Source organism: Rhodococcus sp. NPDC056743 (assembly GCF_042790355.1).
Taxonomy (GTDB): Bacteria; Actinomycetota; Actinomycetes; order Mycobacteriales; family Mycobacteriaceae; genus Rhodococcus_F.
The window spans coordinates 1-24,131 of the sequence record NZ_JBHTZI010000006.1; the positions used below are offsets into that span (position 1 = coordinate 1).

At 60.8% G+C, this 24,131-nt stretch carries 28 protein-coding genes; 17 read left to right on the forward strand and 11 right to left on the reverse strand.

Translation table 11 applies throughout. From position 1 onward, the window contains the following. Window positions 1–139: 139 nt before the first annotated feature. Window positions 140–895 (forward strand): DUF4191 domain-containing protein, encoded by a 756-nt coding sequence (locus tag ACFRFQ_RS14415; protein ID WP_033231047.1) that lies wholly within the window; start codon window positions 140–142, stop codon window positions 893–895. Between the two features lie 66 nt (window positions 896–961). Here the strand turns inward: ACFRFQ_RS14415 and ACFRFQ_RS14420 are convergent, their stop codons facing one another. Continuing rightward, window positions 962–1,435 carry an RDD family protein gene (locus tag ACFRFQ_RS14420; RefSeq protein ID WP_033231048.1) on the reverse strand — a complete coding sequence of 158 codons (474 nt, stop codon included), beginning with the start codon at window positions 1,433–1,435 and terminating at the stop codon, window positions 962–964. A 214-nt stretch (window positions 1,436–1,649) separates the two neighbouring features. Here ACFRFQ_RS14420 and glnA point away from each other — a divergent pair, with 214 nt between their 5' ends. From glnA to ACFRFQ_RS14435, 3 genes are all read left to right on the forward strand, one after another. Continuing rightward, window positions 1,650–3,086, forward strand: a complete 1,437-nt coding sequence (gene glnA, locus ACFRFQ_RS14425) for a type I glutamate--ammonia ligase (RefSeq protein ID WP_021344608.1) — start codon at window positions 1,650–1,652, stop codon at window positions 3,084–3,086. A 505-nt stretch (window positions 3,087–3,591) separates the two neighbouring features. Beyond that, a complete protein-coding gene (locus ACFRFQ_RS14430) occupies window positions 3,592–3,762 on the forward strand; it encodes a hypothetical protein (protein WP_378658603.1) in 171 nt (56 codons plus the stop codon). Between the two features lie 1,095 nt (window positions 3,763–4,857). Continuing rightward, a complete protein-coding gene (locus ACFRFQ_RS14435) occupies window positions 4,858–5,805 on the forward strand; it encodes a DUF1254 domain-containing protein (protein WP_378658606.1) in 948 nt (315 codons plus the stop codon). A gap of 67 nt (window positions 5,806–5,872) precedes the next feature. Here the strand turns inward: ACFRFQ_RS14435 and ACFRFQ_RS14440 are convergent, their stop codons facing one another. Beyond that, window positions 5,873–7,192, reverse strand: a complete 1,320-nt coding sequence (locus ACFRFQ_RS14440) for a M23 family metallopeptidase (RefSeq protein ID WP_378658609.1) — start codon at window positions 7,190–7,192, stop codon at window positions 5,873–5,875. A gap of 207 nt (window positions 7,193–7,399) precedes the next feature. On the opposite strand from ACFRFQ_RS14440, the gene ACFRFQ_RS14445 reads away from it, so the two are divergent. After that, a complete protein-coding gene (locus tag ACFRFQ_RS14445) occupies window positions 7,400–7,747 on the forward strand; it encodes a hypothetical protein (RefSeq protein WP_378658612.1) in 348 nt (115 codons plus the stop codon). A gap of 4 nt (window positions 7,748–7,751) precedes the next feature. On the opposite strand, the gene ACFRFQ_RS14450 is transcribed toward ACFRFQ_RS14445, so the two are convergent. Continuing rightward, the gene (locus ACFRFQ_RS14450; RefSeq protein ID WP_378658615.1) at window positions 7,752–8,147 is read right to left on the reverse strand and encodes a PPOX class F420-dependent oxidoreductase; all 396 of its coding nucleotides are present in this window, start codon (window positions 8,145–8,147) and stop codon (window positions 7,752–7,754) included. 115 nt (window positions 8,148–8,262) lie between these two features. Between ACFRFQ_RS14450 and ACFRFQ_RS14455 the strand changes: the two genes are divergently transcribed. From ACFRFQ_RS14455 to ACFRFQ_RS14465, 3 genes are all read left to right on the forward strand, one after another. Further along, complete coding sequence (locus ACFRFQ_RS14455; RefSeq protein ID WP_378658618.1) at window positions 8,263–9,471, forward strand: anion permease; 1,209 nt, start codon at window positions 8,263–8,265, stop codon at window positions 9,469–9,471. Between the two features lie 5 nt (window positions 9,472–9,476). Further along, entirely contained in the window at window positions 9,477–9,818 is a 342-nt protein-coding gene (locus ACFRFQ_RS14460) for a DUF3349 domain-containing protein (protein WP_378658621.1), read from the forward strand. Between the two features lie 235 nt (window positions 9,819–10,053). Continuing rightward, window positions 10,054–10,962, forward strand: a complete 909-nt coding sequence (locus ACFRFQ_RS14465; protein ID WP_378659611.1) for an alpha/beta hydrolase — start codon at window positions 10,054–10,056, stop codon at window positions 10,960–10,962. Window positions 10,963–10,971: 9 nt separating this feature from the next. Here ACFRFQ_RS14465 and ACFRFQ_RS14470 read toward each other — a convergent pair whose 3' ends face one another. Next, entirely contained in the window at window positions 10,972–11,229 is a 258-nt protein-coding gene (locus ACFRFQ_RS14470; protein ID WP_260684205.1) for a hypothetical protein, read from the reverse strand. Between the two features lie 155 nt (window positions 11,230–11,384). On the opposite strand from ACFRFQ_RS14470, the gene ACFRFQ_RS14475 reads away from it, so the two are divergent. Beyond that, the gene (locus tag ACFRFQ_RS14475) at window positions 11,385–11,615 is read left to right on the forward strand and encodes a hypothetical protein (RefSeq protein ID WP_378658624.1); all 231 of its coding nucleotides are present in this window, start codon (window positions 11,385–11,387) and stop codon (window positions 11,613–11,615) included. After that, window positions 11,594–12,064, forward strand: coding sequence for a hypothetical protein (locus ACFRFQ_RS14480; protein WP_378658627.1), 471 nt, complete (start codon window positions 11,594–11,596; stop codon window positions 12,062–12,064). The genes ACFRFQ_RS14475 and ACFRFQ_RS14480 overlap by 22 nt, the downstream gene beginning before the upstream one ends. Before the next feature lie 20 nt (window positions 12,065–12,084). Here ACFRFQ_RS14480 and ACFRFQ_RS14485 read toward each other — a convergent pair whose 3' ends face one another. Then, entirely contained in the window at window positions 12,085–12,477 is a 393-nt protein-coding gene (locus ACFRFQ_RS14485) for a VOC family protein (RefSeq protein WP_378658630.1), read from the reverse strand. Between the two features lie 56 nt (window positions 12,478–12,533). On the opposite strand from ACFRFQ_RS14485, the gene ACFRFQ_RS14490 reads away from it, so the two are divergent. Continuing rightward, window positions 12,534–13,310, forward strand: coding sequence for a helix-turn-helix domain-containing protein (locus ACFRFQ_RS14490; protein WP_378658632.1), 777 nt, complete (start codon window positions 12,534–12,536; stop codon window positions 13,308–13,310). An 8-nt stretch (window positions 13,311–13,318) separates the two neighbouring features. Here ACFRFQ_RS14490 and ACFRFQ_RS14495 read toward each other — a convergent pair whose 3' ends face one another. Genes ACFRFQ_RS14495 through ACFRFQ_RS14505 form a run of 3 tightly spaced genes read right to left on the reverse strand, consistent with a single transcriptional unit; the run spans window position 13,319 to window position 16,237 of the window. Then, the gene (locus ACFRFQ_RS14495) at window positions 13,319–14,428 is read right to left on the reverse strand and encodes an LLM class flavin-dependent oxidoreductase (protein WP_378658634.1); all 1,110 of its coding nucleotides are present in this window, start codon (window positions 14,426–14,428) and stop codon (window positions 13,319–13,321) included. After that, window positions 14,428–15,285, reverse strand: a complete 858-nt coding sequence (gene thiM, locus ACFRFQ_RS14500) for a hydroxyethylthiazole kinase (protein ID WP_378658637.1) — start codon at window positions 15,283–15,285, stop codon at window positions 14,428–14,430. The genes ACFRFQ_RS14495 and thiM overlap by 1 nt, the downstream gene beginning before the upstream one ends. A gap of 43 nt (window positions 15,286–15,328) precedes the next feature. Then, window positions 15,329–16,237, reverse strand: a complete 909-nt coding sequence (locus ACFRFQ_RS14505; protein ID WP_378658639.1) for a sulfurtransferase — start codon at window positions 16,235–16,237, stop codon at window positions 15,329–15,331. Between the two features lie 160 nt (window positions 16,238–16,397). Between ACFRFQ_RS14505 and ACFRFQ_RS14510 the strand changes: the two genes are divergently transcribed. The 6 genes from ACFRFQ_RS14510 (at window position 16,398) to ACFRFQ_RS14535 (ending at window position 21,631) form a co-directional block, all read left to right on the forward strand. Continuing rightward, entirely contained in the window at window positions 16,398–17,084 is a 687-nt protein-coding gene (locus ACFRFQ_RS14510; RefSeq protein ID WP_378658642.1) for a GntR family transcriptional regulator, read from the forward strand. A 218-nt stretch (window positions 17,085–17,302) separates the two neighbouring features. Then, entirely contained in the window at window positions 17,303–18,466 is a 1,164-nt protein-coding gene (locus tag ACFRFQ_RS14515; protein ID WP_378658645.1) for an ABC transporter substrate-binding protein, read from the forward strand. Further along, window positions 18,447–19,532 carry a FecCD family ABC transporter permease gene (locus tag ACFRFQ_RS14520; RefSeq protein ID WP_378658648.1) on the forward strand — a complete coding sequence of 362 codons (1,086 nt, stop codon included), beginning with the start codon at window positions 18,447–18,449 and terminating at the stop codon, window positions 19,530–19,532. Before ACFRFQ_RS14515 ends, ACFRFQ_RS14520 begins: the two co-directional genes overlap by 20 nt. Continuing rightward, complete coding sequence (locus tag ACFRFQ_RS14525) at window positions 19,525–20,316, forward strand: ABC transporter ATP-binding protein (protein WP_378658651.1); 792 nt, start codon at window positions 19,525–19,527, stop codon at window positions 20,314–20,316. The genes ACFRFQ_RS14520 and ACFRFQ_RS14525 overlap by 8 nt, the downstream gene beginning before the upstream one ends. Further along, entirely contained in the window at window positions 20,313–20,942 is a 630-nt protein-coding gene (locus ACFRFQ_RS14530) for a hypothetical protein (RefSeq protein ID WP_378658653.1), read from the forward strand. Before ACFRFQ_RS14525 ends, ACFRFQ_RS14530 begins: the two co-directional genes overlap by 4 nt. Then, window positions 20,942–21,631, forward strand: coding sequence for a hypothetical protein (locus ACFRFQ_RS14535; RefSeq protein WP_378658656.1), 690 nt, complete (start codon window positions 20,942–20,944; stop codon window positions 21,629–21,631). Before ACFRFQ_RS14530 ends, ACFRFQ_RS14535 begins: the two co-directional genes overlap by 1 nt. Before the next feature lie 73 nt (window positions 21,632–21,704). On the opposite strand, the gene ACFRFQ_RS14540 is transcribed toward ACFRFQ_RS14535, so the two are convergent. Genes ACFRFQ_RS14540 through ACFRFQ_RS14550 form a run of 3 tightly spaced genes read right to left on the reverse strand, consistent with a single transcriptional unit; the run spans window position 21,705 to window position 24,126 of the window. After that, entirely contained in the window at window positions 21,705–22,289 is a 585-nt protein-coding gene (locus ACFRFQ_RS14540; RefSeq protein ID WP_378658658.1) for a hypothetical protein, read from the reverse strand. Continuing rightward, on the reverse strand, window positions 22,286–22,807 hold the full coding sequence (locus ACFRFQ_RS14545) for a hypothetical protein (RefSeq protein ID WP_378658661.1): 522 nt from the start codon (window positions 22,805–22,807) through the stop codon (window positions 22,286–22,288). Before ACFRFQ_RS14545 ends, ACFRFQ_RS14540 begins: the two co-directional genes overlap by 4 nt. Beyond that, window positions 22,804–24,126 (reverse strand): hypothetical protein, encoded by a 1,323-nt coding sequence (locus ACFRFQ_RS14550; RefSeq protein ID WP_378658664.1) that lies wholly within the window; start codon window positions 24,124–24,126, stop codon window positions 22,804–22,806. The genes ACFRFQ_RS14545 and ACFRFQ_RS14550 overlap by 4 nt, the downstream gene beginning before the upstream one ends. Between the last annotated feature and the right edge of the window lie 5 nt (window positions 24,127–24,131).

Below are 24,131 nucleotides of genomic sequence, written 5' to 3' on the forward strand. Positions count from 1 at the left end.
GAACCTCATGCGAATACGCAGGACGACCCACCATCAACACCATCACCCGTTAATGATCAGGCACGTTGCGACAACCACCCGAATCTGCCAACCGCGGGCGGTTAGTAAAGGCGCACAGCAATGGACGTATCCTGGTCCCATGGCGAACGGCAGCAAATCCGGTAAGGGCAAACCCACCAAAGAGGCAAAGGCTGCAGCGAAGGCTGCCCGCAAGCAGGCTTCCAAGGAACGCAGAACTCAGCTCTGGCAGGCATTCCAGATGCAGCGCAAGGACGACAAGCTCCTTCTGCCGCTGATGATCGGCACCCTGGTTGGCGCCGCTCTGGTCTTCTTCCTGGTCGGCCTCATCTGGGGCATCGAGTGGTTCCTGCTGCCGATCGGCCTCGTTCTCGGCATTCTCGGTGCTTTCATCATCTTCGGTCGCCGTGTGCAGAAATCGGTGTACAAGAAGGCTGAAGGCCAGGCCGGCGCAGCTGCCTGGGCACTCGACAACATGCAGGGCGCGTGGCGCGTCACGAATGCCGTCGCCGGCACCACCCAGCTCGACGCCGTTCACCGTGTTGTCGGACGGCCGGGCGTCATTCTCGTCGCCGAGGGTTCGCCGCAACGCGTCAAGAGTCTCCTCGCGCAGGAGAAGAAGAAGACTGCTCGCCTCATCGGCGACACCCCGATCTACGACATCATCATCGGCAACGACGAGGGCCAGGTTCCTCTCTCGCAGCTCCAGCGTTACCTGAACAAGCTGCCGCGCAACATCGACACCAAGCGCATGGACAACATCGAGGGTCGCCTCGCTGCATTGAGCGCGCGCGGCGGCGGAGCAGCGTTGCCGAAGGGCCCGATGCCCGGCGGCGCAAAGATGAAGGGTATGCAGCGCACGATTCGTCGCCGCTGATTCCGCCCACACAAAAATGACCCGAGTCCGTCGAGGACTCGGGTCATTTTTTGTTCTGTCGAATTGTCAGCGCGAGCGAACGAGGAGCGTGCCCGTCGCGCGGTCCTGCATTCCTCGACCGTCGATGTCGGTGATTGTCGCCGGGATGACAAACACGAGCAGCGCCTGGCGAGCGAGAGCGCGAACGAAGCCGACCCGGATGGGTCCTTCGATTCGCGCCACCTGCAGACCCATGACAAATTGCCCAGGTGTGAAGTTGAAGAGGGTTACCGTGAGAACACCCACGATGAACCACACAATCAAGGTGATGGTCGACGTCTGGCCGTCGAAAAAGTCACCAGTGATCAGGGAGGCAACGCCGACCGCCATGACCCAGTCGATCATGAGCGCGCCCAGGCGTCGGCCGGAGCCGACAAGCGATCCCGGTCCGTCCTGCGGGAAGCCAAGATTCTCACCGCGGTACGCCTGCTCACGTCCATCGGCGTTCTTCGGCAAAGCTGCTTGCGGCCCCGAGAGCCAAGTTCCGGTGATACGTGCCATGCTGTCCAGGATAGGCGTCGTAGCACCGTAGTCCAGATTGCCGTGTTTTAACTGTGGAGCTGATCACACAGATTTCGGAAATCCCCAGGACAATTCGACGTGTAACACTGGCGAAACAAAGGGTTGACGAGCGGGCAACACCAGATACCTACCGTCTGGCTCGACGGATTCAACCTTTCAAACAGTTGGCTGAAGCGACTTAAGGAGCACCAGCGTGGCATTCACCACGGCCGAAGAGGTCATAAAGTACATCGCGGACGAGAACATCGAGTACGTCGACATTCGCTTCAGCGACTTGCCTGGCGTACAGCAGCACTTCTCGATCCCCGCGTCTGCTTTCAACCAGGACGTGTTCGAAGACGGCCTTGCGTTCGACGGCTCGTCCGTCCGCGGGTTCCAGTCGATTCACGAATCCGACATGATGTTGCTTCCTGACGTCACCACGGCCCAGATCGACCCTTTCCGCAAGGCGAAGACCCTCAACATCAACTTCTTCGTCCACGATCCGTTCACTCGTGAGTCCTACAGCCGCGACCCGCGCAACGTTGCCCGCAAGGCCGAGGAGTACTTGGTCAGCACCGGCATCGCGGACACCGCATTCTTCGGCGCCGAGGCCGAGTTCTACATCTTCGACTCGGTTCGTTACGACTCCGGCATGAACTCCGCTTTCTACGAGCTGGATTCCGTCTCCGGTTCCTGGAACACCGGCGCAGAGACCAACGCCGACGGCTCCCCCAACCTCGGCTACAAGGTTCGCGCCAAGGGTGGCTACTTCCCCGTCGCTCCGTACGACCACTACGTGGACCTGCGCGACGAAATCTCCACCAACCTGACCAACGCGGGCTTCGAGCTCGAGCGCGGCCACCACGAGGTCGGCACCGGCGGACAGCAGGAGATCAACTACAAGTTCAACACGCTGCTCGCAGCTGCTGACGACCTGCAGCTGTTCAAGTACATCGTCAAGAACACCTGCTGGCAGCACGGCAAGTCCGCCACCTTCATGCCGAAGCCGCTCTTCGGTGACAACGGCTCGGGCATGCACGTCCACCAGTCCCTGTGGAAGGACGGCAAGCCCCTCTTCCACGACGAGTCCGGCTACGCAGGCCTCTCGGACATGGCTCGCCACTACATCGGCGGCATCCTGCACCACGCTCCGTCGCTGTTGGCCTTCACCAACCCGACCATCAACTCGTACCACCGTCTGGTGCCGGGCTACGAAGCTCCCATCAACCTCGTGTACAGCCAGCGCAACCGCTCGGCCGCTGTCCGTATCCCGATCACGGGCAACAACCCGAAGGCGAAGCGTCTCGAGTTCCGCGCACCCGACTCCTCGGGTAACCCGTACCTCAACTTCGCTGCCCAGATGATGGCCGGCCTGGACGGTATCAAGAACAAGATCGAGCCGATGGCTCCGGTCGACAAGGACCTCTACGAGCTTCCCCCGGAGGAGGCTCGCAACATCCCGCAGGCTCCGACCAGCCTCGAAACGGTTATCAACCGCCTCGAAGCCGATCACGAGTACCTGACCGAGGGTGGCGTCTTCACCACCGACCTGATCGAGACCTGGATCTCGCTCAAGCGCGAGCAGGAAATCGCTCCCGTCAACCTGCGTCCGCACCCGTACGAGTTCGAGCTCTACTACGACGTGTAACCCCGGTGGAGTAGCTGACCTGCACAGGAGTTCGCAGGTCTAGCGCTCCGTCCGCAGTACCAATAGCCGAGTCCACCCGCTTCGTGATCACATCATCGATCACAGAGCGGGTGGACTTTTCTGCAACCACCAAATCGTCAGCAGAGCAACAGGATTGGTACACCCCTGCCGGAGTTGGATTCGCTACGGGTTCCCCGCACGTGCAGATTCGCCCCTACATGCAGCCGAATGCTGGGTGCACTCCTTCACGAATGTGCGCATTACCGTTCGCCGCACCATTCCATCCGCTTGTCGACCCGACACCCAAGCGGGGACTTAAGTCCCTAAGTAATACAAACCGAACGGAATATTCTTGCTCGTGTGCGGACTTCGTGGACCGATGTGCTTCAGTCCGGGGAACGTGCAGGCCTTGCCGGATCGACCGAAAGTCGCCCCGGCAAGGTCCCAGCATCTGCTCCTTCCACTACGACGGTGGGACAGAACAGGATTGATCGCGAGAGAAGCCATGCCCAAAGAACACCGAACCAGTAGCGACTTCGCAATCATCGCGGTAGCTGCCGGCACCACAGGTGGGTTCGTGTGCGGTGCGGGCTACGGTCCGGTTGCGGCGATCACGATAGGCGGTTTTCTCGCGGGCGGATTTGCAGTCGCGAGGTACGCGATCAAAGGCCGTTGACCGCCGCTCGAGCCACTCCGAACGCACGGCGTCACATGCAGGTGGACGACCCAACACCCTGCGCGCCAGCGACTTTGACCTGTCACTGTCGCAGCTTCCGCTACCCACCGGTTGATGCAGTGCCCCCAACACTGACACCGTATGTACAGCCCACCCAGGAGTTGTTACAGCCAGGCGCGCTGCACCCTTTCCTGCTCAGCGTGGTTGATAGCGCGGCCTAGCCAGACTGCGAGGAAGGCCGCGGTTGCCGTCCAGCCCGTCAAAATTTCAACAATCATCATGTCGTGATTGTGACATATGCCGTACATCTGTAACTACAGATCGATTCGATATGTAACGCGGCTCACCGACGAACTCGCTGACCGAACGGACAAAAAGACAGGTATCGCCACAGGTAATTCAGCCCGCGCACACCGAGCCTTGCGCTGACAGGGTCGAAACGTACCGACAACGTGATCGAAGGTGGCGGCAACGATGAACCTGAGAGATCAACTGGACACCTGTCAGTTTCTACTGAACCGTGCCCAACTCGCAGGGGACGTCGACGCCATTCGGCGGCTCTCGGACCGTCGACTCATGCTGGTTAAGCAGCTAGCCAGCACGAGAGCTCACCTCCGCCTGGTGTAGGTACCGCAGTCGGGCCAGCGTTTCTGCGGCCCGGCTGCGACTGTCCGCATCCTGAACTGGCATCGAAAGATGACCGCACTTGATGTCGGCATCACCGTGTCGGCTATCGGAATGTTCCTCCTCGGTCGAATTGTCCGGTCTCGTCGTAAGTCTGGACGAATTGCCTATAAAGCCAGGACGCAGCCAAGCTCCGACCACAGTTCGAATCTCACCATGTAGTCATCGGTCCAGAAGATTCACGCGTCCAGTGCAGTCGGCAAGCCACCGTCCAGAAGGTCAAGCACGTTGGCCGCACCACGAAGCGAGTTCGGCCGGCGGATCGTTCTGCGTGACAGTTGGTTTCCGTCCCAGACGAACGTCTCGGTGGACACGAACCGGCCGAGAACGACGGTTGAGCGCCAACAACAACCGTATCCACCACAATGAGCAGTAGCACCATGTCCAGCAGCGGAGGAGCGAGTAAGCACCATGACAATTCACGTCAACGTCGACAACTTCGTACGGGCCGAAACGGACCGCATGTTCGCGGACCTGCAACGCAATGCCGGAGCAGTCAACACCTTCGCGCACAACCGCGAACCCGCATCCGTCGACAATCAGGCGGTAATCCGTCTCAACCGCGACACCCTGTACAGCTTCGCGGTCGTCGACGTCACCGAGGGCGCAACTCTGACAATCCCGGAACACGGTGACCGCTACATGTCCGCCATGGTCGTCAACCAGGATCATCTCGTCGGAGCTATCTTCCACGATGCAGGCGAATACAAGTTGCGCCCCAACGACTTCGGAACCCCGCATGTCGTGGTCGCAGTCCGCACCCTGGTCGATCCCGCCCAACCCGAGGACATCCGGACTGTTTCTGCGCTGCAGGACCGGCTCACGCTCACATCCCGTTCCGCCCAACCCTTCACCCTCCCGGACTACGACACCGTGAGTATGGACTCCACCCGCACAGCACTGTTGACACTTGCCGCCGGCCTCACCGGTTTCGACTCGACGTTCGGGCGACCTGACCAGATCGAACCGATCCGACACCTGCTCGGTACCGCCGCGGGCTGGGGTGGTCTACCCAGCGACGAGGCCTCCTACATCGGCATCGTTCCCGACGCATCGGACACCAACCAACAAATCACATTGCGCGATGTTCCCGTAGACGGGTTCTGGTCGATCTCCGTCTACAACGCCGAAGGGTTCTTCGAGAAGAACCCCCAAGACTCTTACAGCGTCAACAACATCACGGCGATACCCAACACCGACGGATCGGTCACCGTAAGGTTCGGAGACTTCCCAACTGGAACCCCCAACGCCATCCCCACCACCGACGGATGGAATTACCTCGTCCGGTTGTACCGGCCACGGGCCGCGATACTCGACGGCACCTGGCAATCTCCCCCGCTGGAACCCGCACAAAACTAACTCGGTCCCCGAAACGGACATAAGCATCGCGTTCCCCGTCGAACGCGCCCCTGATGCGGGTGCGATGTCACCCGGCCGACGGGAAGTTCACAATCGCGAGGTTGAGCGGCATCTCATTGGTCCGCGACTCCGATTTCGGCAACCTACCCTGCAGAAACATTCCGCTCAGGTAATCGTCTGCATCAGCGATCTTCGACGGCGCGACCTGCCCGTCGTAATCGAAACTCTTCAGCTCGTACGGCAACGAATCCGCCTCGAGCAGGCTCGGCCCGTCCATCAGCTGAAAATGCAGGTGCGAAGCATTGGCATTACCGGTGTTGCCGAGCCTTCCGAGCACCTGACCTTCGGTCACCTTGTCGCCGGGCTTGACCGTGACCGAACCGGAGATCATATGGGCGTACATCGCGTACACGCCGTCACCCAGATCGAGCACAACGTGATTCCCGTCGACATTCTCGACAGTCAATTTTGCGGCCAAGGCCGGGTCGCCGGCGGGCAGAACACCCGGAGCATTCGCCTCCATACCGTCGAGGATCGAGACCACCGTAGCGTCGGCGACAGCGAGGATGTCCGTCCCGTAGTCGACATAGCTTTCATTGGACGTCTTGTCACCGGTGTAGAACTCGCCCTCGTCATTGGTGCGCTTCCAGTCGATCGCGAAGCGCTGACTGTTGTTCAATTTACCGTTCACCGACATCACCGAACTGCGATGCGGGAAACCCGGTTCGCAGCAACCGTTGAGCGCAATCCAGTTGTCACCACGAACCGGCGGCGAGATAACCGGCACGGCCTGCGTGGACACGGCAACCGGCATCGCCAGGTAGTCGATCGGCCCCGGTGCACCGAATGCCGGTGAGGCAGCGCCGGTCCCGTAGAGGTGATGCAGCAAAGCCTTCGGAGCCTGCTCGAGAGAGTCCAGGGTGAAGTCGATAAACAGAACCCGGCTCTCCTGCGGCGGGATCGCAGCACTGTCGACGTAGCCCGCAGGCAGGTCGCGCAATCTATTGCAGTCACCGAAGACGCATGTCGGATCGACCAGGGCCGAACCGGAGAAGCTGGCAATGATTTTTGTCGGATCGGTGCCGTCGACGACATCGATCTTGTCCAGGCTCGCCGGTACCTTGGTGGCGTTGGTGAGCTGCAGATCGTAGGCAACATGGTACTTGCCGTCGGTTCCACGGAACGGCAACGGAGAATTCCCGATCGGATTGAGCGTCAGCGCGGTAAACGCATCCGGCACAGTCACACCGAGAACGGAACCGGCCGGCGGTGACGCGGTTACGGTGGCGGTCGCATCAGTGTCGGAATCCGACGAACACCCAGCCGCAACAAGTGCGACCGCAGCAACGAGCGAGACGAAAACAATGGGCACGCGGCGAATTGTCACGCTGAAACTCCGTTTCTTCAGTTTTGCAAAACCTACCAGGCCGTTACCGATCCATCGGACGCCGCAGATCTTCTCGTTAACCTCGGAAATACCAGGTGGGCGGTGTAATGCGTCGAACCCGAGATGCAAACAAGGCGCTGAGTAGGGCTAGGGGTAAGTAGGGCTAGGCTCGCGAAGGCACCTTCGACACAACCGAGGACGGACCCTATGAACACCTTCCAGAAGTCTGCGGCCGCGATCAACAAGGTTGTCCTCGCGGCGATGCGAGTGCCGGTCATCAACAAGGTCATCGGCGGCTCGACGGCCCAGATCACATACACCGGACGCAAATCCGGAAAGACCTTCACCTTGCCGGTGTCATACCGCCAGAGGAACGACGAAGTACTCATCAGAGTTGCGCTTCCACAGAAGAAGAACTGGTGGCGCAATTTTCTGAATGAGGGCGGTCAAATGCACGTCAAGATTCGGGGAATCGATCGCACCGGGCATGCGGTGAGTACCCGGGACGAGAAAGGAAATGTGTCTGTGAAGGTATCCCTGGACCCGGTCAGCTGAGCAACTACGGCTCCAGGGTGACGACGACGCCAATGTCACCGTAGGGGAATGAGCCCTTGCCTATATGGCCGAGGACGTTGAATAATTTCGAAATCGGCACCATCACACCATATTTCGCTTTCACTTTACTCTGAATCTCGTCGAAGTCGGAACCTGAGCGCACTAAGGTCGCGACCCCGCGGACCGGCACAGCTCCGGGTGTCACTGTGCCCCGGCTGTTGCACGGCACCACCGTGACCTGCGGATTGTTCCGCAACCGTTTTGCCTTACCGGATTTCGAGGAAGTCCAGAATCCGATGCGCCCGTCGGACAGCGGGACGACCCAGGTGGGTGTCACGACGCCGTCGCCGCTCTTTCGGAAGGTGGTTACCGAGATCGTTTTCTCTTCGCCGAGGGACATCGACCGAGCGTATTCCTGTTCCGCTGAGGTAGCCACAGAACCATTCGACTCGAGCTGTGAAACTCGTGCGGCCGGGTCCGTTTCACCCACTCTTCCTGCGGGAACATCAGTACACGTGAATGCGGAACTGATCGTTCTCCTCGTTGTTGTCGTCACCGCGCTCGCATTCGACTTCACCAATGGTTTTCACGACACCGGAAACGCGATGGCTACCTCGATCGCTACGGGTGCGCTACGCCCCAAGGTTGCTGTTGCCCTCTCCGCATCGCTCAACCTGGTCGGGGCCTTCCTCTCCGTCGAGGTGGCCGCAACTGTGGCCAAGGGCGTGGTGAATCTCGGAAATGTCGGTGGGCAAGCACTCCTGACGATCGTCTTCGCAGGCCTTGTGGGCGGCATCATCTGGAACCTCGCCACGTGGCTGCTCGGCATCCCGTCGAGCTCCTCACATGCATTGTTCGGCGGCTTGATCGGCGCAGCAGTTGCCTCGTTGGGGATGAATGGTGTTGCCTGGAACGGGGTCCTGAGCAAGGTCGTCATCCCGGCTGCGTTGGCACCCCTGGTTGCCGGTCTGGTGGCGGCAGCCGGCACCTGGCTTGTCTACCGAATCACGTCGAAGGTCCGTGAGGATACCCAGGAGCGAGGTTTCCGTTTGGGCCAAATCGGTTCGGCCTCACTGGTTTCCCTCGCTCACGGGACCAACGACGCTCAGAAGACCATGGGCGTCATCTTCCTGGCTCTGGTCGCGCACGGCACCATCTCCGCTGACGCTCCGATGCCCTTCTGGGTCAAGTTGACGTGTGCGCTCGCGATCGCGGCCGGCACCTATCTCGGCGGGTGGCGGGTCATCCGCACACTCGGCAAAGGCCTGGTCGAAATCGCGGCGCCGCAAGGCATGGCTGCCGAAGCATCCTCTGCTGCAATCATTCTTACCTCCAGCCACCTCGGCCTCCCGCTGTCCACGACCCACGTGGCGACGGGTTCGATCCTCGGAACCGGGCTCGGACGCAAAGGGGCTACAGTCCGCTGGAGCGTCGCAGGCCGCATGGGTATTGCTTGGTTGATCACGCTGCCCTCGGCCGCAATCGTGGGAGCTGCGTGCTGGGGCCTGGTAGATATCGTCGGTGGGCTACCCGGTGTGCTCGTGGTTTTTGCGATCCTCATCGCGATGGCCTCCTCGATGTACATCCGCTCGCGCAAAGCGCCGATCGATTCCACCAACGTCAACGCCGAATGGGAAGACACACTGGTTCCCCCCGAAGTTCCCGGACCTGACACCGAAATCCCCACCGACACCACGGCCCTGCACCTACCGAACCGAAAGTAACCACATTGCCTGCACCGATCCCGTCACTGGCTCAGTCGATCCTTGCGTGGCTACGCGCCGGTTATCCGGAAGGCATCCCACCGAAGGATCGAATCCCGCTCATCGCCTTGCTGCGCCGCAGACTCACCGATGAGGAAGTCCGTGAAATCGCGATCGGCGCCGCGCTTGCAGAATTGATCGACGAAAACAGCGACCAGGTAATCCGAGGCGACGAAATCAGCGCTCAAATCACGGATGTGACCAGCCAGAACGCCTCCGACGAGGACATCGCACGCGTTGCGGCGGTCTTGTCCGCAGCGGGATGGCCGCTCGCCGATCTCGATGCGGACCGAGATCCAGGCACCTGAACTGCGTGCGGCAATCGCCCCATTTCTGTATCGAAGCAGTAACGGATCCGCGATATCGCGGCACCGACCGCTCCATGTTCGCCAGAGTTGAACGACTCGGGCACAATCTGAAATCTCGAGTACACCACTATGGGGCGGAGTGGCTGGAATGCGAATTTTTCGACGAGGCGTATCGGAACGGGTCCGGCGGGCATGGTCAGGGTCGGCGGTGCTCGCGCTGACAATTCCGTTGGCGATGGGCCTGATCGGATCGTCGACCGCTACCGCGGCGCCGGTTCGAACCGCACAATCCGGCGGCTACGAAGAAGTCTTCGTCGACTCCTCGATGGGGCCGATCAAGGTTCAGATCCAGTGGGCATCTCGAGGTGGCAACGCTGCCCTCTACCTGCTCGACGGCCTCCGCGCTCGCAATGATCGCAACGCGTGGAGCTTCGAGACAAACGCATTCGACCAGTTCCGCGAGAACAACATCACGTTGGTGATGCCGGTCGGTGGCCAGTCGAGTTTCTACTCCGACTGGTATTCGACCAGCAACCTCAACCGCCAACCCGTCACATACAAATGGGAAACATTTCTCACCCAGGAACTTCCCGCATATCTCGATACCCGCGGCGTTTCGCGGACGAACAACGGTGTCCTCGGCCTCTCGATGGGTGGCAGCGCAGCACTGACCCTGGCGGCCTACCACCGTGATCAGTTCAAGTTCGCGGGATCATTCTCCGGGTACCTCAACATCTCTGCACCCGGTATGCGTGAAGCGATTCGGGTCGCGATGATCAGCGCCGGATCCTTCAACGTCGACGCGATGTGGGGCCCACCGTGGAATCCGGCCTGGTTGCGCAACGATCCCCTCGTTTTTGCACCGGAACTCAGAGGTCTGTCGATGTACATCTCGGCGGCAAGTGGATTGCCCGGCGAACTCGACAAACCGCGACGCCCGGTCGACTTCGTCAACACCGGCAGTGCAATGGGGCTCGAAGCGCTCGCCTTGCTCAACACCCGAGCGTTCCAGGTGCGTCTCAACACACTCGGTATTCCTGCCACTTTCAGTTTCCCGTCCAACGGAACACATTCGTGGCCGTACTGGGGTTCGGAACTCTGGAAGGCGCGCGGTCAGATCCTCGACACGCTCAACGCCTGGTAGGCCTAGTGGTCAGCCGCCCAATTCGGCGATCATCTGACTCAATGAGGCAGCAGCCAAGGTCAATTCGCCTTCGACCGGCGATTTTCCGCCGGACGGAAGTCGCTCGCTGAGCTGCTCCCGGGTCACCACTGAGATGCCGTCGGATTGGAACCCTTCCTCGTGTGGCTCGAAGACTGTAATGCCGCCGTCGACGGCCACCAGTTCCGCGTGCGGACTACTCCGGAGAAGCGCGCGGAGGTGTTCGGCCGTCACAGTCAGATCGTTCATGAGCGTCTCTTTCGCGTCGACGACTCCACATCCGGGCATCGAATAGGTACCCACTGTCGGTGACTCGAAATCAGAGCCGAGAATTCCGGTTTCACAACGCCGGTGACCGGGCACAGCGATCGAGTACAGCGCGAAGACGAATGGACGTGACGGCTATGAGCACGGAGAAGAAGGTATTCCTCGCGACACGGTTGGACGAGTTGATCAGGGACCTCGAAGCGGACGCACCTGCGCCTTCGCCGGGTCCCCCCGGTCATCCCGACGGGTTGCTGGTCACAGCACAACGACATCGGGCAGAGGTGGACACAGCTGACGCGAAGCACATCGACGAGATCATGAGCTTTCACCCGGAGATAGCCGCTGCGTGGTCGAACCGATCGACGTGATCATGAAGGCGTTGCCGGCGATTCTGGCGACCGTCGTGATTGCGGGCGTCGTCGCCGTCGGTGCTTATCTCGTGCTCCATAAATCGCCGCAGGCCGCGACTTCTCGCACGCTCGCCGATACGCCGGCCGTCATCGACGGGCAACCGACGACATGCGCCGAACTGTTCGGCGAGGCGTGCAGCTTCGACCTGCAAACCGAGTACAACCAGTGGGGCCACGCAATCGACAGTTTCGTAGGCTCCGGCGTGCTCGGTCCCTACGCTCGCGGCATCGGCTTCGCGTCGGCCGCAAAACTGAGTCTGCAGGCATGCGGAGTCAGCAGTACCGCAGGCAGAACAGTCTTCGATTTCAACGAGCTGGCTCAAACGGAACACCCCGATGCGAGCACGACGGACCTCTTCCCATTCTGGAACGCATCCCGCCAATTCCTTTGTCCTGCTGTGCCCTAGCGTTGGTCTGAAGCGATCGGTCAGAGCGCGGCAAACAGATCGACCGTGTTTCCGTCCGGGTCGAGGAGCACCGCGTAACGCTGACCCCACACGGCGTCGAACGGTGCCTTGTGCCCGGAAAAAACTGCGGTGATTCGTGCGTACGCTTCATCGACAGCCTCGGGGGTACCGAAATCGAACGCCAACGCCACGGGATGTCGACCGGCCGCAGTCGCATATTCAGGATCGAAACTCTTGATGGTCGACTCCGTGTCCCAAGCCAGACGCAATCCGTTGTCGAACGTGAACTCGACGTGCGGGGCATCGGACGGCGTCTCGGGGATCTCGAGGCCCAGGCTGCGGTAGAACGCAAGGGAACGATCGAGATCGCCGGTGACAATTCCGACAAGATCAAGACGAGGTGAAACCGACACTGTGTTCTCCTGTTTTCGGTTCGAAAAGTAGTCGACGAGTGTGTGACGATCAAGAGATGACTGCCACGGACGCTCGCACCACACACGGTAGTCGCAGCGCGGACACCGGTCTTGAACAAAACGGCCACGCCTACGAAGAAGAACGCATCGACGGCACACACCTCTTCGGTTGCCTGTGGACAAGCACGTCCAGCGCCGGGAACACCGATGCCGTTCATCGGATCATTCCGGATCTCTGCGCAGACTTCATAGCCGACAGCACGGGCAAAGCCTGGCTGGTCGGGCCGGCGACCGTCGCGGATCTGGTCACGACGACGCCGGGAGTAACTCGGTGGGGAGTTCGAATCAGTCCACCTGCCCTACGTTCGGTACTCGGGACCGACGCGGAAGCTGTGCAGGACACCAAAGTCGACTTCGACGGCATTCTCCCCTCCCGGACTGCCCGAGTCCTGGCGGACGCGTTGCGCTGCGGACGCGTCGACGCGACCCTCCTCGAAAAACTTTGGCCGAGTAGCTGTCCCGAAGAGGTGGCCCAGATCGGATATGCAGCGTTGACCGCGTCACCGCAAGCCAAGGTCCGCGACATAGCCGCAGATCTCGGGGTCTCCGAACGACATTTCCGGCGCACAATCGTTGCGTCGACGGGACTCGCACCGAAGATGATTCAGAAAGTCCAGCGTATGCAGAACGTACTGACGTTATCCCGCCGCAGGAACGTTTCCTTGGCCGTTCTTGCGGCGCACGCCGGATACGCCGATCAGGCTCACCTGTCCCGGGATGTTCAGGCGCTGACCGGCGTAACTCCGACCCAGCTACTGCGCGAGTACCGCTAGGGCAGTACTCAGTCCAGTTCGTCGAACCGCGGAATCAGGTATTCCGACACCCATTTTGCTTCTTCGATCAGGGGCCATCCCGCAAGAATGAGTGCGGTCAGGCCGGTACGCCGGCGAAGGGTGCGCACCGAATCGGTGATCGAATCGGGGTCGCCAACGTAGTAGACCGCCGACGAACCGGTTCCGAAGATATCGAGTGGAGACCACGCGGTAATGCCGGCATAGAGTCCGTCACCGACATACAGGTCTTCAGGTTCGGGGAGCCGACCGGCCGCGATTGCATCGACCCACCCTTGGCGCTGCGAGTCGCGGGCGGTGAAGGTCTTGAGATCCTGCGCGCCGTGTGTGCGTCGACGCACCGCGTTGTCGAGAACATGGGCAATCTGCTCGATGCCCGTCTTCTCGAACAGCGATCGGAACCGTTCGAGCGCTTCGTCTTTCGTGGGCCGTACGATCACTCCGGTCAGGGCACCGAAGTCTGTGAATTCGCGTCCTGCGGCAGTTGCCGCGTCCCGAGCGGCCGAGAACTTCTCCTCGATGAAGGAGGTCTCGCGGAGCATCGCCAGGTACGTGTCGAGGACCTTGCCTGAATTGGCCAGACCTGCAGGAGAATCCCCGGTTCCCCACAGCGGAACCTGGTGTCCCACCGGTGCATCGATCCGCAGCGGTGTGTTCGGGAAGTTGGACTCGGTGCCCTCGGCGTAGATGCGTCGGAAATCAGCCCAGTACTGCTCGCCCAGTTCATACCGCTGATCGTGGTCGACGTTCATGTCGTACTTGGTCAGGATGTTCTCGCGGCCGTTGACCGAGTTGATCATCAACCTGCCACCGCTGAAAGCGTCGAAGGTCAGGGCCTTCTCGGCCAGCAGCCGTGCCGGTGTCATGTTCGCGTAGATCGCGACCAGGAACTTCATGCGACTGGTGTGAGCTGCTGCCCAGGTCGCGGAAATGAACGGATCGTTCGGCCAGGTCGCTACCAGTGCACCTTCGAATCCGCCGTCGTCGATCGTCTTGGCAAGTTCGATCTGCCGCGCGCCGTCCACTGGGTACAACCCGCCGGGGCTCCACGGGTAGTCACCGTCCGCCTGGGTGAGGTACCAGAAAGTCTTGACGCTCATCAGTTCTGCACTCCGGTCGGCAGTTCGAAGGATTCGACGCGAGCTCGCGCACGAATGGTGTCGGCGTCTACGGCGTAGAGCGCGTCCAGGTAGGCGACCGCAAAAGATCCGGGGCCGGTGGAGTTCGCTTCGGCAATCTCGGACGCAACGGCAACGTGAGTGTGGGCCGCAACAAGTCCTTCCAACGGGGTCTGCGCCACAGCAAGATACGCAGCAACAAGGCCACCCAACGAGCATCCCGTGCTGGTGACACGGGGAAGAAGCGCGCTGCCGCCCGAAATCTTGACACCGACGACGCCGCCGTCACGGTCGCGCCCGACAACGTAATCGACCGGGCCCGAGGCAGATACGGCGTCCGCGTACTTCAACAGAGCGAGCGCTGCGGGAACAGCGTCGACCGAATCGGATGCGCTGTCGACGCCACGGGTGTCTCCGCCCAGACCGGCGAGCGCGATGATCTCCGACGCATTACCGCGGATTGCGGTCGGACGGAACTGAAGGAGGTCCACGGCAATCTCGCTGCGCCAGGGCAATCCACCGACACCGACCGGGTCGAGAACCCAAGGTGTGCCTGCGGCCTGGGCTGCTTCGGCGGCAACACGGAAAGCCGCGGCAGTCGCGTCGTCAGGAGTTCCGAGATTGACCAGCACTCCCCCGGCGATCGCTGCAAAACCGGCCGATTCGTGCACATTGTCGATATGCGCGTTGCTTGCCCCTGCCGCCAGAAGAACATTGGTCAGGAAGTTGGCCGAGACGATGTTGGTCAGTGATTGAACGAGCGGCACCTGCGCACGAAGCGCATCGAGAGCCGAAGCAACAGTTTCTGCAGAAATATCGGCCGTATTGATGTCAGACATGGGTTTTCCTTCGAGAATGTGAGGTCGGTACGGGGCCGGGCGATCAGGACTCGCGACATCGATCGCTTTCGGTGGGCCCGGTTCCCGCAACCATCGGCAGGTTGGGGTCAGCTGTCCATTCCTCGAGGGAACCGTCGTACACCTTGATGGCGTCGTACCCGCTCATCACCAGGCCGAGCGCGGTCAGGCACGCGGAAACGCCGCCGCCGCAATAGATGATGATTGGAGCGGCACTCGCCGACAGCACGTGCGCCCGCGACGCGAGATCCGTGGCCGGCAGCATCAATCCATTGTTGTCCAGCAGGCTTTTTGCCGACAGATTCCGGCTTCCCGGGATATGCCCGCGCCGCGAGTATCTCGTTTTCTCGGTTCCGGCAAATTGTTCCGGGGACAATGCACAGACAAGCGTGCCTTCCGAAGTGCCGGCCGAGACCGCTGCGACATCGTCGCGATCAACCCACAAGTCCAGATCGGCGACGTCCCAGGCCGCAACAACCTGCGCAGATGCTCGTTCCTCCCCTGATTCGACCGCAAATCCGTTCCACGTCCAGGCGGCGAGTCCGCCGTCGAGGACCCGCGCGTCGATTCCCGCGTTGCGTAGTACCCACCACAGCCGCGACGCCCAGGTCATCGAGCCTTGGTCGTAGATCACGATCGTTGCGCCCGCCCCGACCCCGGCCGCCGCCAGGTCGAGCGCCAGTTGCTCGGCCGTGGGCTTGGTGAAATGCAACGATGCGCCGCGATCGGAGAACGTTGTCATGAGGTCGACGTGGCGGGATCCCGGGATATGAGCCTCGGTCCAGCCTGCGTAGCCCGACTCGGGGCGGTAGTCACCGTCGAAACGCGCGGGCGGGAAATGAACAGTGGCGTCGAGAACTACGACGTTGCCGCCAGGCAGCAGTTGCGACAGCGTCTCACTGCCGATCAACGGTGTGACCGAAGTTTGTGTCACCGACGCACCTCTTCCGTAGCTGCAACCACGTGAGCCGAAACCCACCGAACCGAAATCAACGTCCACGAACTTATGTGAGTACTAGCGTATACGCAAGTACTCACGCGTTGTCAGTGGCATAATCAAACGCGCTTCACTCACGAAGAAGGAACGGGGAAACATGGGCGTCGAGGAAACCACGACCAGCGCAGACATACTGGTGCCGGAGGCAGCACTGGGACGTTCCGATCAAACTTCCCGCCAGTATCTTCGCTTGCGCGCCGACATCCTCGACGGAAAATTTGCCCAGGGCGCTCCACTCCACGAAACCCAATTGTGTGAAACCTACGGCGCTTCCCGCACTCCTATCCGGGAAGCCCTCAATTGGCTTGCGCACGACGGCCTGCTCGAGCGCGCCGCCCGCGGATTCCGCGTACGTTCCGGAACACCGGAAGATGTGATCGAAATCTATGCTGCGCGAGTGGCTTTGGAATCCGAAGCCGCCGGGGCGGCCGCGCTGCGCCACACCGAACTGGATCTTGCACGCCTCGAAGGGCTTCACGAACAGTGCTGCACGGCCACCGACGGCGCCGCGATTCGGGCCGGCAATTTCAAGTTCCACGAAGCACTCTGGCAGTCTGCACACAACGCGACGATCACGTCACTTCTGATCAGATTGACTACCCAACTGCGGATCTACGACAGCGGCCCGCCGTCCAACTACGGTGAACCCGACCTACTGAACTCCGAACATCAGGACATCCTGGCCGCAATCCGAGGTCGCGACGAGAAGTCCGCCCGCGAACATATGCGGGCTCACCTCGAACGCAGTCGCGAGCAACGCATCAAGATGTTTGCAGGTCGCTGACCCACCAGTACTGACCCACCAGCACTGACCTACCAGCACTTCTGACAACAAGACCGCCCGAACCGTCCGCCAGACGGGTCGGGCGGTCTTTGTCATGTCTATCGCGCCACAAAATTAGGCAAGTCAACCCTTAGCAAGGCTATGCTAGCTTTACTCCCGCTAGAAATTGATTTCAGTTTTCGATAACCATCACCACGCCAAGTCTTTTCGGAGAAACCATGCCCCCGAAGCACACCCCGTCCCCTCTTGCCGGCGCCCTGACGCGGCGCCAACTCATCCGCTCGATGGGCGTCGCAGCGGCAGCACTCGGAGCTTTCGGCGTTACAGCGTGCTCGTCTCGGACGCCGGTGTCCGAGACTGCGTCGACCGGCACGAGCACCGGTCCGTTTACCGTAGTGGATCAGTACCAGAACACGATTACCTTCGACACCCCGGTCGGCCGGATCGCGTCCGCAATCATCCCCGTTCCGTCGATGATTGCCGGTTCCGATCAGTCGATCTCGCGCAACGTCGGCGTCAACTCGAGCGCGATCTCGCTTGCCAAGAACGGCATGCTCGGAGTGATGTTCCCCGAATTCCTCAATACCCCAGTCGTTTCGGGACCCGACTTCGTCCCGAACGTCGAACAGATTCTCTCCCTCAACCCGGATGTCGTCATCCAGTGGGGCGACAAGGGCGACGACATTGTTGCACCGCTTCGCAACGCGGGCCTCAAGGTCATCCTCCTCAAGTACGGCACGCAGGAAGATCTCGAAGCCTGGATCAACATCTTCGGTGACCTTCTCGACAAGAAGGAAGAGGCGCAGGAAATCCTCGCGCGCATGGCAACTGACCGCAAGACCGTCGAATCCATTGCCGCTGCCAATACCGCCAAGGCGCCTCGAGCGATGTACTTCTACAGCACTCCCGAGACCAAGGTGTCCGCCGACAACACGTACATGGACTTCTGGATCACCCTCGCCGGCGGCAAGAACGTCGCCCGTGGTGCCGGAAAAGGCACGAGCGTAGCCGTCACCAAGGAGCAGATCCTCACGTGGGATCCCGAAGTCCTGGTTCTCGGAAACTTCGATGCAGCCACCCCGCAGGACATCTACGACGACCCCAACTGGGCATCGTTGAGTGCAGTGAAGAACAAGCGCGTCTACAAGGCGCCGATCGGCGGATTCTCCTGGGATCCGCCGTGCAACGAGTCGAACCTGATGTGGCTCTGGGTCGCTGAGATCTTTTATCCCGAAGCGAAGCTCGATCTCGATCTGCGTAATCGCATTCGTGAGACGTACACGTCGCTGTACGCCTACGACGTCACCGACGCCGAAATCGATCGAATCCTGCATCTCGAGTCCAATCAGGTGAGCACCGGATATGACTCGTTCCGCGCTTGAGCCCAACGCGGCAGCCTCCGATAGCGAGAAGTCCGCCGGAAGGTCCCCCCGGTACAGAGCTTTCGCCGTTCCACTGATCTTGACGTTCGGAATCCTCGCGATCGGTCTGGCAGCCCTTGCCATCGGCCGGTACACGATCCCGGTCAACGAGGTCGCCCGCATCCTCATCAATCGGGTGATACCGCTCGAGCAGACGTGGACCGATGTCGAATCGCAAGTTGTTCTCGGCGTGCGGTTCCCGCGACTTCTGCTCGGAATGCTGGTCGGCGGCGGCCTCGCCCTGGGTGGTTCCGCCCTGCAAGCAGTATTCCGGAACCCTTTGGTAAGCCCCCAGGTTCTGGGCGTCTCGTCGGGCGCTTCCTTCGGCGGAGTCCTCGTCCTGATGCTCGGACTCGGTTCGGCATTCCTGGTCGGTGGAGCATTCATCTTCGGTATCGCCGCCCTGATCATGGTGATGGCGATCGGAAAAACCCGTTCAGGCAGTTCGATTCTCATGATCGTGCTCGGCGGCGTGGTAACCAGTGCGTTTTTCTCGGCACTGGTCTCGTTGATCACCTACCTCGCCGATCCGTACAGCACACTTCCGTCAATTGTCTTCTGGCTCATGGGCTCTTTGGCCACTGCCGACATGGGCAAGGTGGCAATTGCCGCCGTTCCCATCCTTCTCGGCAGCGCGGTCATCCTCGGGTTGCGCTGGCGAGTGAACATCCTCTCGCTCGGCGACGACGACGCCGCGTCGCTCGGTGTGAAACCGCACCGGCTGCGCATGCTGCTTCTGGTCATGGTGGCGTTCATGACGGCAGGTGCAGTTGCTGTGTCCGGTGTGATCGGCTGGGTCGGCCTGGTTGTTCCGCATCTGGCCCGGCTGTGGGTCGGCCCGGATCACCGCATCTCGATGCCGACGACGTTTGTTCTCGGCGCTGCGTACCTGACGGTGATCGACACGCTGTCACGCACGATCAGTCCGGGCGAGATCCCACTGGGAATCCTGACAGCAATCATCGGTGCGCCGGTATTTGTCGTTCTCCTTCGCAAGTCGAGCAGAAGGGCGTTCATCGATGCTTGAGCTGGTTGATCTCGGATTCCGGTATCCAGGCCAGGACTGGGTATTTCGTCACACGAACCTCACCATCACGTCGGGCTCGATCACGTCGATCCTCGGCCCCAACGGCAAGGGCAAGACCACGCTACTGCGGTGTATTGCCGGGTTGTCCACGCCGGAGGAAGGTCGGGTTCTCAAGCATCCGAACATCGGCTACGTCCCGCAGGCCACGGGTTCCAGTTTTGCCTACACGGTCTTCGACATGGTGCTGATGGGGCGAGCGAAAAAGGTGTCGACCTTCGGAACTCCCAGCAAAGCCGATGTGGCACAGACTCGGGCGGTACTCGAACGAGTCGGCATCGATCATCTCGCCGCATCGCATTTCACCGAACTGTCCGGTGGGCAACGACAACTGGTCCTGATCGCCCGTGCACTCAACACCGACTGCACCTTCATGATCCTCGACGAACCCGTCTCGGCACTCGACCTCCGGAACCAAGCGCACGTACTGGGGCTTCTGCGTGAACTCGCAGCGGAAGGAATGGGCATCCTGCTGACCACACATCACCCCGATCACGCGCTCCATCTCGGCGGCGACGCGGTAATCATGTTCAGCCCCGAGGAAATCGTCGTCGGCCGAGTGGAAACTCTTGTGACGGGCGAAACCCTGTCGCGGCTCTACGACATCGACGTCGTCACCGACACGGTCGACGACCGCGGGAAGCCCCGCACCGTGGTCTACACGCGCTACGACAATTTTGCGGTGGCCGGAAACGACCTTCGCCTCACAGAAAGTTCGCTCACATGACCACCGCAACACACGCAACAACTCCGGTTCTGCACTTCGTGATGGGCTCCAACGCCGGCATGGCCGGTGGCACGTCGGACACGGATGTCGTCCGCAACGTAGACCTCTACGAACTCGACGCACTGGACTTGACCACCGTTACCGGACTCATCGTCAACGGCAACTGCGATCAGATCTATTTGGAACGACGCAAGGACGTCCTCACAGACTTCGTAATGGACGGCGGCCGGATCGCGATCATGGGCCATCCCCTGACGGATTTCCTTCCCGGACTGGGACAGTGGCGCAAACTGCAGTACTCCGGCCCCAAGGATCTGGCAATCTCGGCCGGCAGCCCCCACCCCGTCTGGGAAGGAGTCGATCCCGCCGATCTCAGTTTCCGCAAGGAGGTCTCCGGCTTCTACGGTCGCGGTTACAGTCAGAAACTTCCGGACAACGCCATCGTCACCAATTACATCGGCCGTCACGGCCTGCCCGTCGACTACGTCTACCCACTCGGCAAGGGCGAAGTGCTGGTACACGCAGGAATCGATCTGGCTGTGTTCCAGTCCGATCCGAATACGTCCGCACGGGTCTACCCCCAGCTGCTTTCCTGGCTTGCTCAGCTCGACCGAACGGAAATCTGATGACCACCATCGAAACAACCACTCTCGAAGCATTCAACCGCACCGACCGCGCTCCCCTGTCCACTCGCAACCTCGCACTGGTACACGGCGGCTCACACTTTCATCTTCAGACGCTCAAGGATCCAGCCGTTGTCGCGCACCAGCCGGACTTCCATTACCTCGCTGATCTACAGCCTGGCGACCTCGACGACGTCACGACGCTGATTCTTGCCGATCGTTTGCATCCGGAGCTACTCCGCAAGCATGCCGCCGAGTTCCTGGCAGTCGCCGAACGTGGTGGCACGCTTGTCGTGCTGGGTGAAAATGCGGCGCACACCTGGCTTCCCGGCGTGACCTGGAGCCCGCGTCCGACCAACTTCTGGTGGTGGCGAACCGGCGAGGATCCGTTGATCCGCACGCGCAGCCACGACCACGAATCGTGGAAGTATCTCACCACGAAGTCTGTGATCTGGCACCACCACGGACTCCTTCATACCGACGCAGACGTTGTCCCCCTCCTGATTTCGGAGGAGCCTGACGCAAACGGCAACCCACATGATGCCGGCATGATGCTCTTCGAGGACACCACCTCGACACCTGGCCGCATCATCGCCACGACACTGGATCCGACGTATCACCACGGCAACAACTTCATGCCAGGCTCGACGCGATTCCTCTATGCGCTACTGCGCTGGGTCGATCACACCTGATCGTTCGCCAATCGAAGAACGGTGCCCGTATCAATGTATTTCATTTGATACGGGCACCGTTGCGTGTCGGCAGTCAGCGAGAGACGAGCCAGTCGAACAACTGCGGAGTCATCCGCGACGATGTGTCCGCGTCGCCCTGCCAGCCCGTCAGGTCGTTACCCGAATGGACCAGCACGTAGCCATCACCCAATGGGTACACATAGTCGAGGGGCAGCTGATCTCGGCCGATACGAGTAGTGACGACGGCTCCACTCGGAAGTTTCTGCGGGTATCCGCGGGCATAGAAGCCCGAGACACCCTTGCGGGTAGTCAATTCCGCGGCGTCCACGCCCTCCCACACCGGGTGCGATTCACCCACGCTGATCGCCAAGTCCTTCGGACCGGAGAACTGCAGCTTGTGCCACAGAGCGATTCCCTCGAGAAAGTCCGTGACGACATGTCCCATCACGGCGATGCGGCCACCGGAAGACGCAAAGGCCGTCAAGCGCTCTCGCCGCCGCTCGAGGAAGATCTGATCGCAATCAGAGCTGACGATCAGTGCATCGATCGTGGACAGATCGAGATCGTCGAAGGTGTACAGGTCGACGTATCGGACTCGCGAATCGCCGGGATGGGTGGATCCCGCACGCATCACGAGATTCACGATGGACGGGGTCACTGCGAAACCGTGCTCGGAACCACGTCGTAGATCTGGTGAGCCGGACTTGCCATGACACGATCGGTCATCTCGAGCTTCAGCACTACCAACCGTGCGTCTTCGTCTGCTGTTCTGTCAGCCTTTCCGACAAGCTCGATGAATTCGTCGACCACGAATCCTTCACGAATGATCAGCGTCACACTCTGACCGCGGTAGTCGATCTGGAAGACATACTGCGCCAACGTGTTACCGCGCTCCGGACGAGCAAGCGCCTTGTCGACGGTGTATCGCCCCTCCGTGACCGCGCGCGTGACCAGTTCGAAGGTGTCGCGCACGCCGGGTCCGCCGTGTGACGTGGTGATGACCAGTTCGCGGCGCTCGACCGCTCCGTCCACGGCCAACTCCCCGAGCGCGCGCTCGATCACCTTGTAGGCGTGTGCAACACCTCCCGGCGCGAGGGGACCGTGGTATCGCAATGCGTCGTCGAAGGTGAAGTCGAGGATTGTTCCCTGATCGATCACGGAGAGAGTGTTGGTCATGATGTTGTCCTTACAGATCTTTGACTGAAGTTCGAAATCCACGGCATGAAGCCGTCGAGGAATCGTTCGGTTGCGGGCATGAAATACGCGCCGTAGTGCGACATCGGGTCCAATGTGGCAACTACCAACGTACCCCGAGTGCTGACCTGATCAACATAGGCCAGCACGTCGCCATTCGGAAGAGTGAGCAGTATCTCTGCGCCTGCCGGTGGATGTACCGCACCGTGGAAATGCCAAGTGCAGTCGGACAATCCCAGATACTCGAAGAACGAGTGCTCCGGGTGGGGAGTACTCATCCCGAGGTCTGCCCCAGGCTCGAGCCACCACCAGTAGTTGGTCGGACGGTGTTCCCACCGCACACCCGGCAGGAACTCCGGGAGCGGTTCGCCACCGCTGAATGAAACGACCGTTCCACCGCCGGCAAGATATTCCAGAATCCTGGGGGCGGCAGCATTCAGCAGACCACGATGGATTCGTTCCGGAACGATGACGGCGTCGTACCCGGAGAGATCCGTATCGGCCAACTCCGGCAGGTACAGCAAGCCGCCGGTGAGATCCTGCGCGTATTTCGGAGTGGTCAGCGCGTTGTGGTGATGCGAGTTTCCGCCGAACACTGCGGCCACGCCGGAACCAGTTCCCGTGCCGGCAGAAGCCTGGATCGGCGCCCACGCGTCAACGTGCTCACTCTGCCGACGAGGGCTTGACGCCAGTGCGTCGGCTTCGCTCGCAGCCCAGTGTGCCAACTGCTGGGGAATCTTGGCAGCCGTGTTGTTGTGCAAGCCCGCGGCGTAGCCGAACAAATCGCCGGTCGCGTGTACCAGAATCGTTCCTGCAGTCGATACTCGGTCGATGTAGGTGACCTGTTGACCACCGATCAACCGCACCAGAACCTCAGCCCCGTCCGGAACCGGGTGATGGCCCCTGGCAAAGAATCCCGCCACGCCCTTGCGCTCGGTCATGTGCCGCTTGTCGACACCGTCGAAAATCGGATGCTCGACGACATCGGTCACGACATACAGCGATCGGGTCTTCGGGAGCACCGGCTCGAAATGCCGTGCCCCGGGAAGCCAGTCCTGGTCCAGGTGCCCGTTGAAGATGACAACCTTGCCTGCATCCAGGAATCGACGAATCACGTCGCGGTTTCGCGCCAAATGCACCTGATCCACGTTCGACGAGATCACGAGCACGCTGTGCGACGCCAACGCGCCGTCGGTCAACGAGTAGCAGTCGATCAAGGAAACATCATATCCCAGTTCACCTTTCGAGAAGGGTGACCCCTCCCCTGTCGGATACATCGTAACGAGTGCAAATACAGACATGAAAA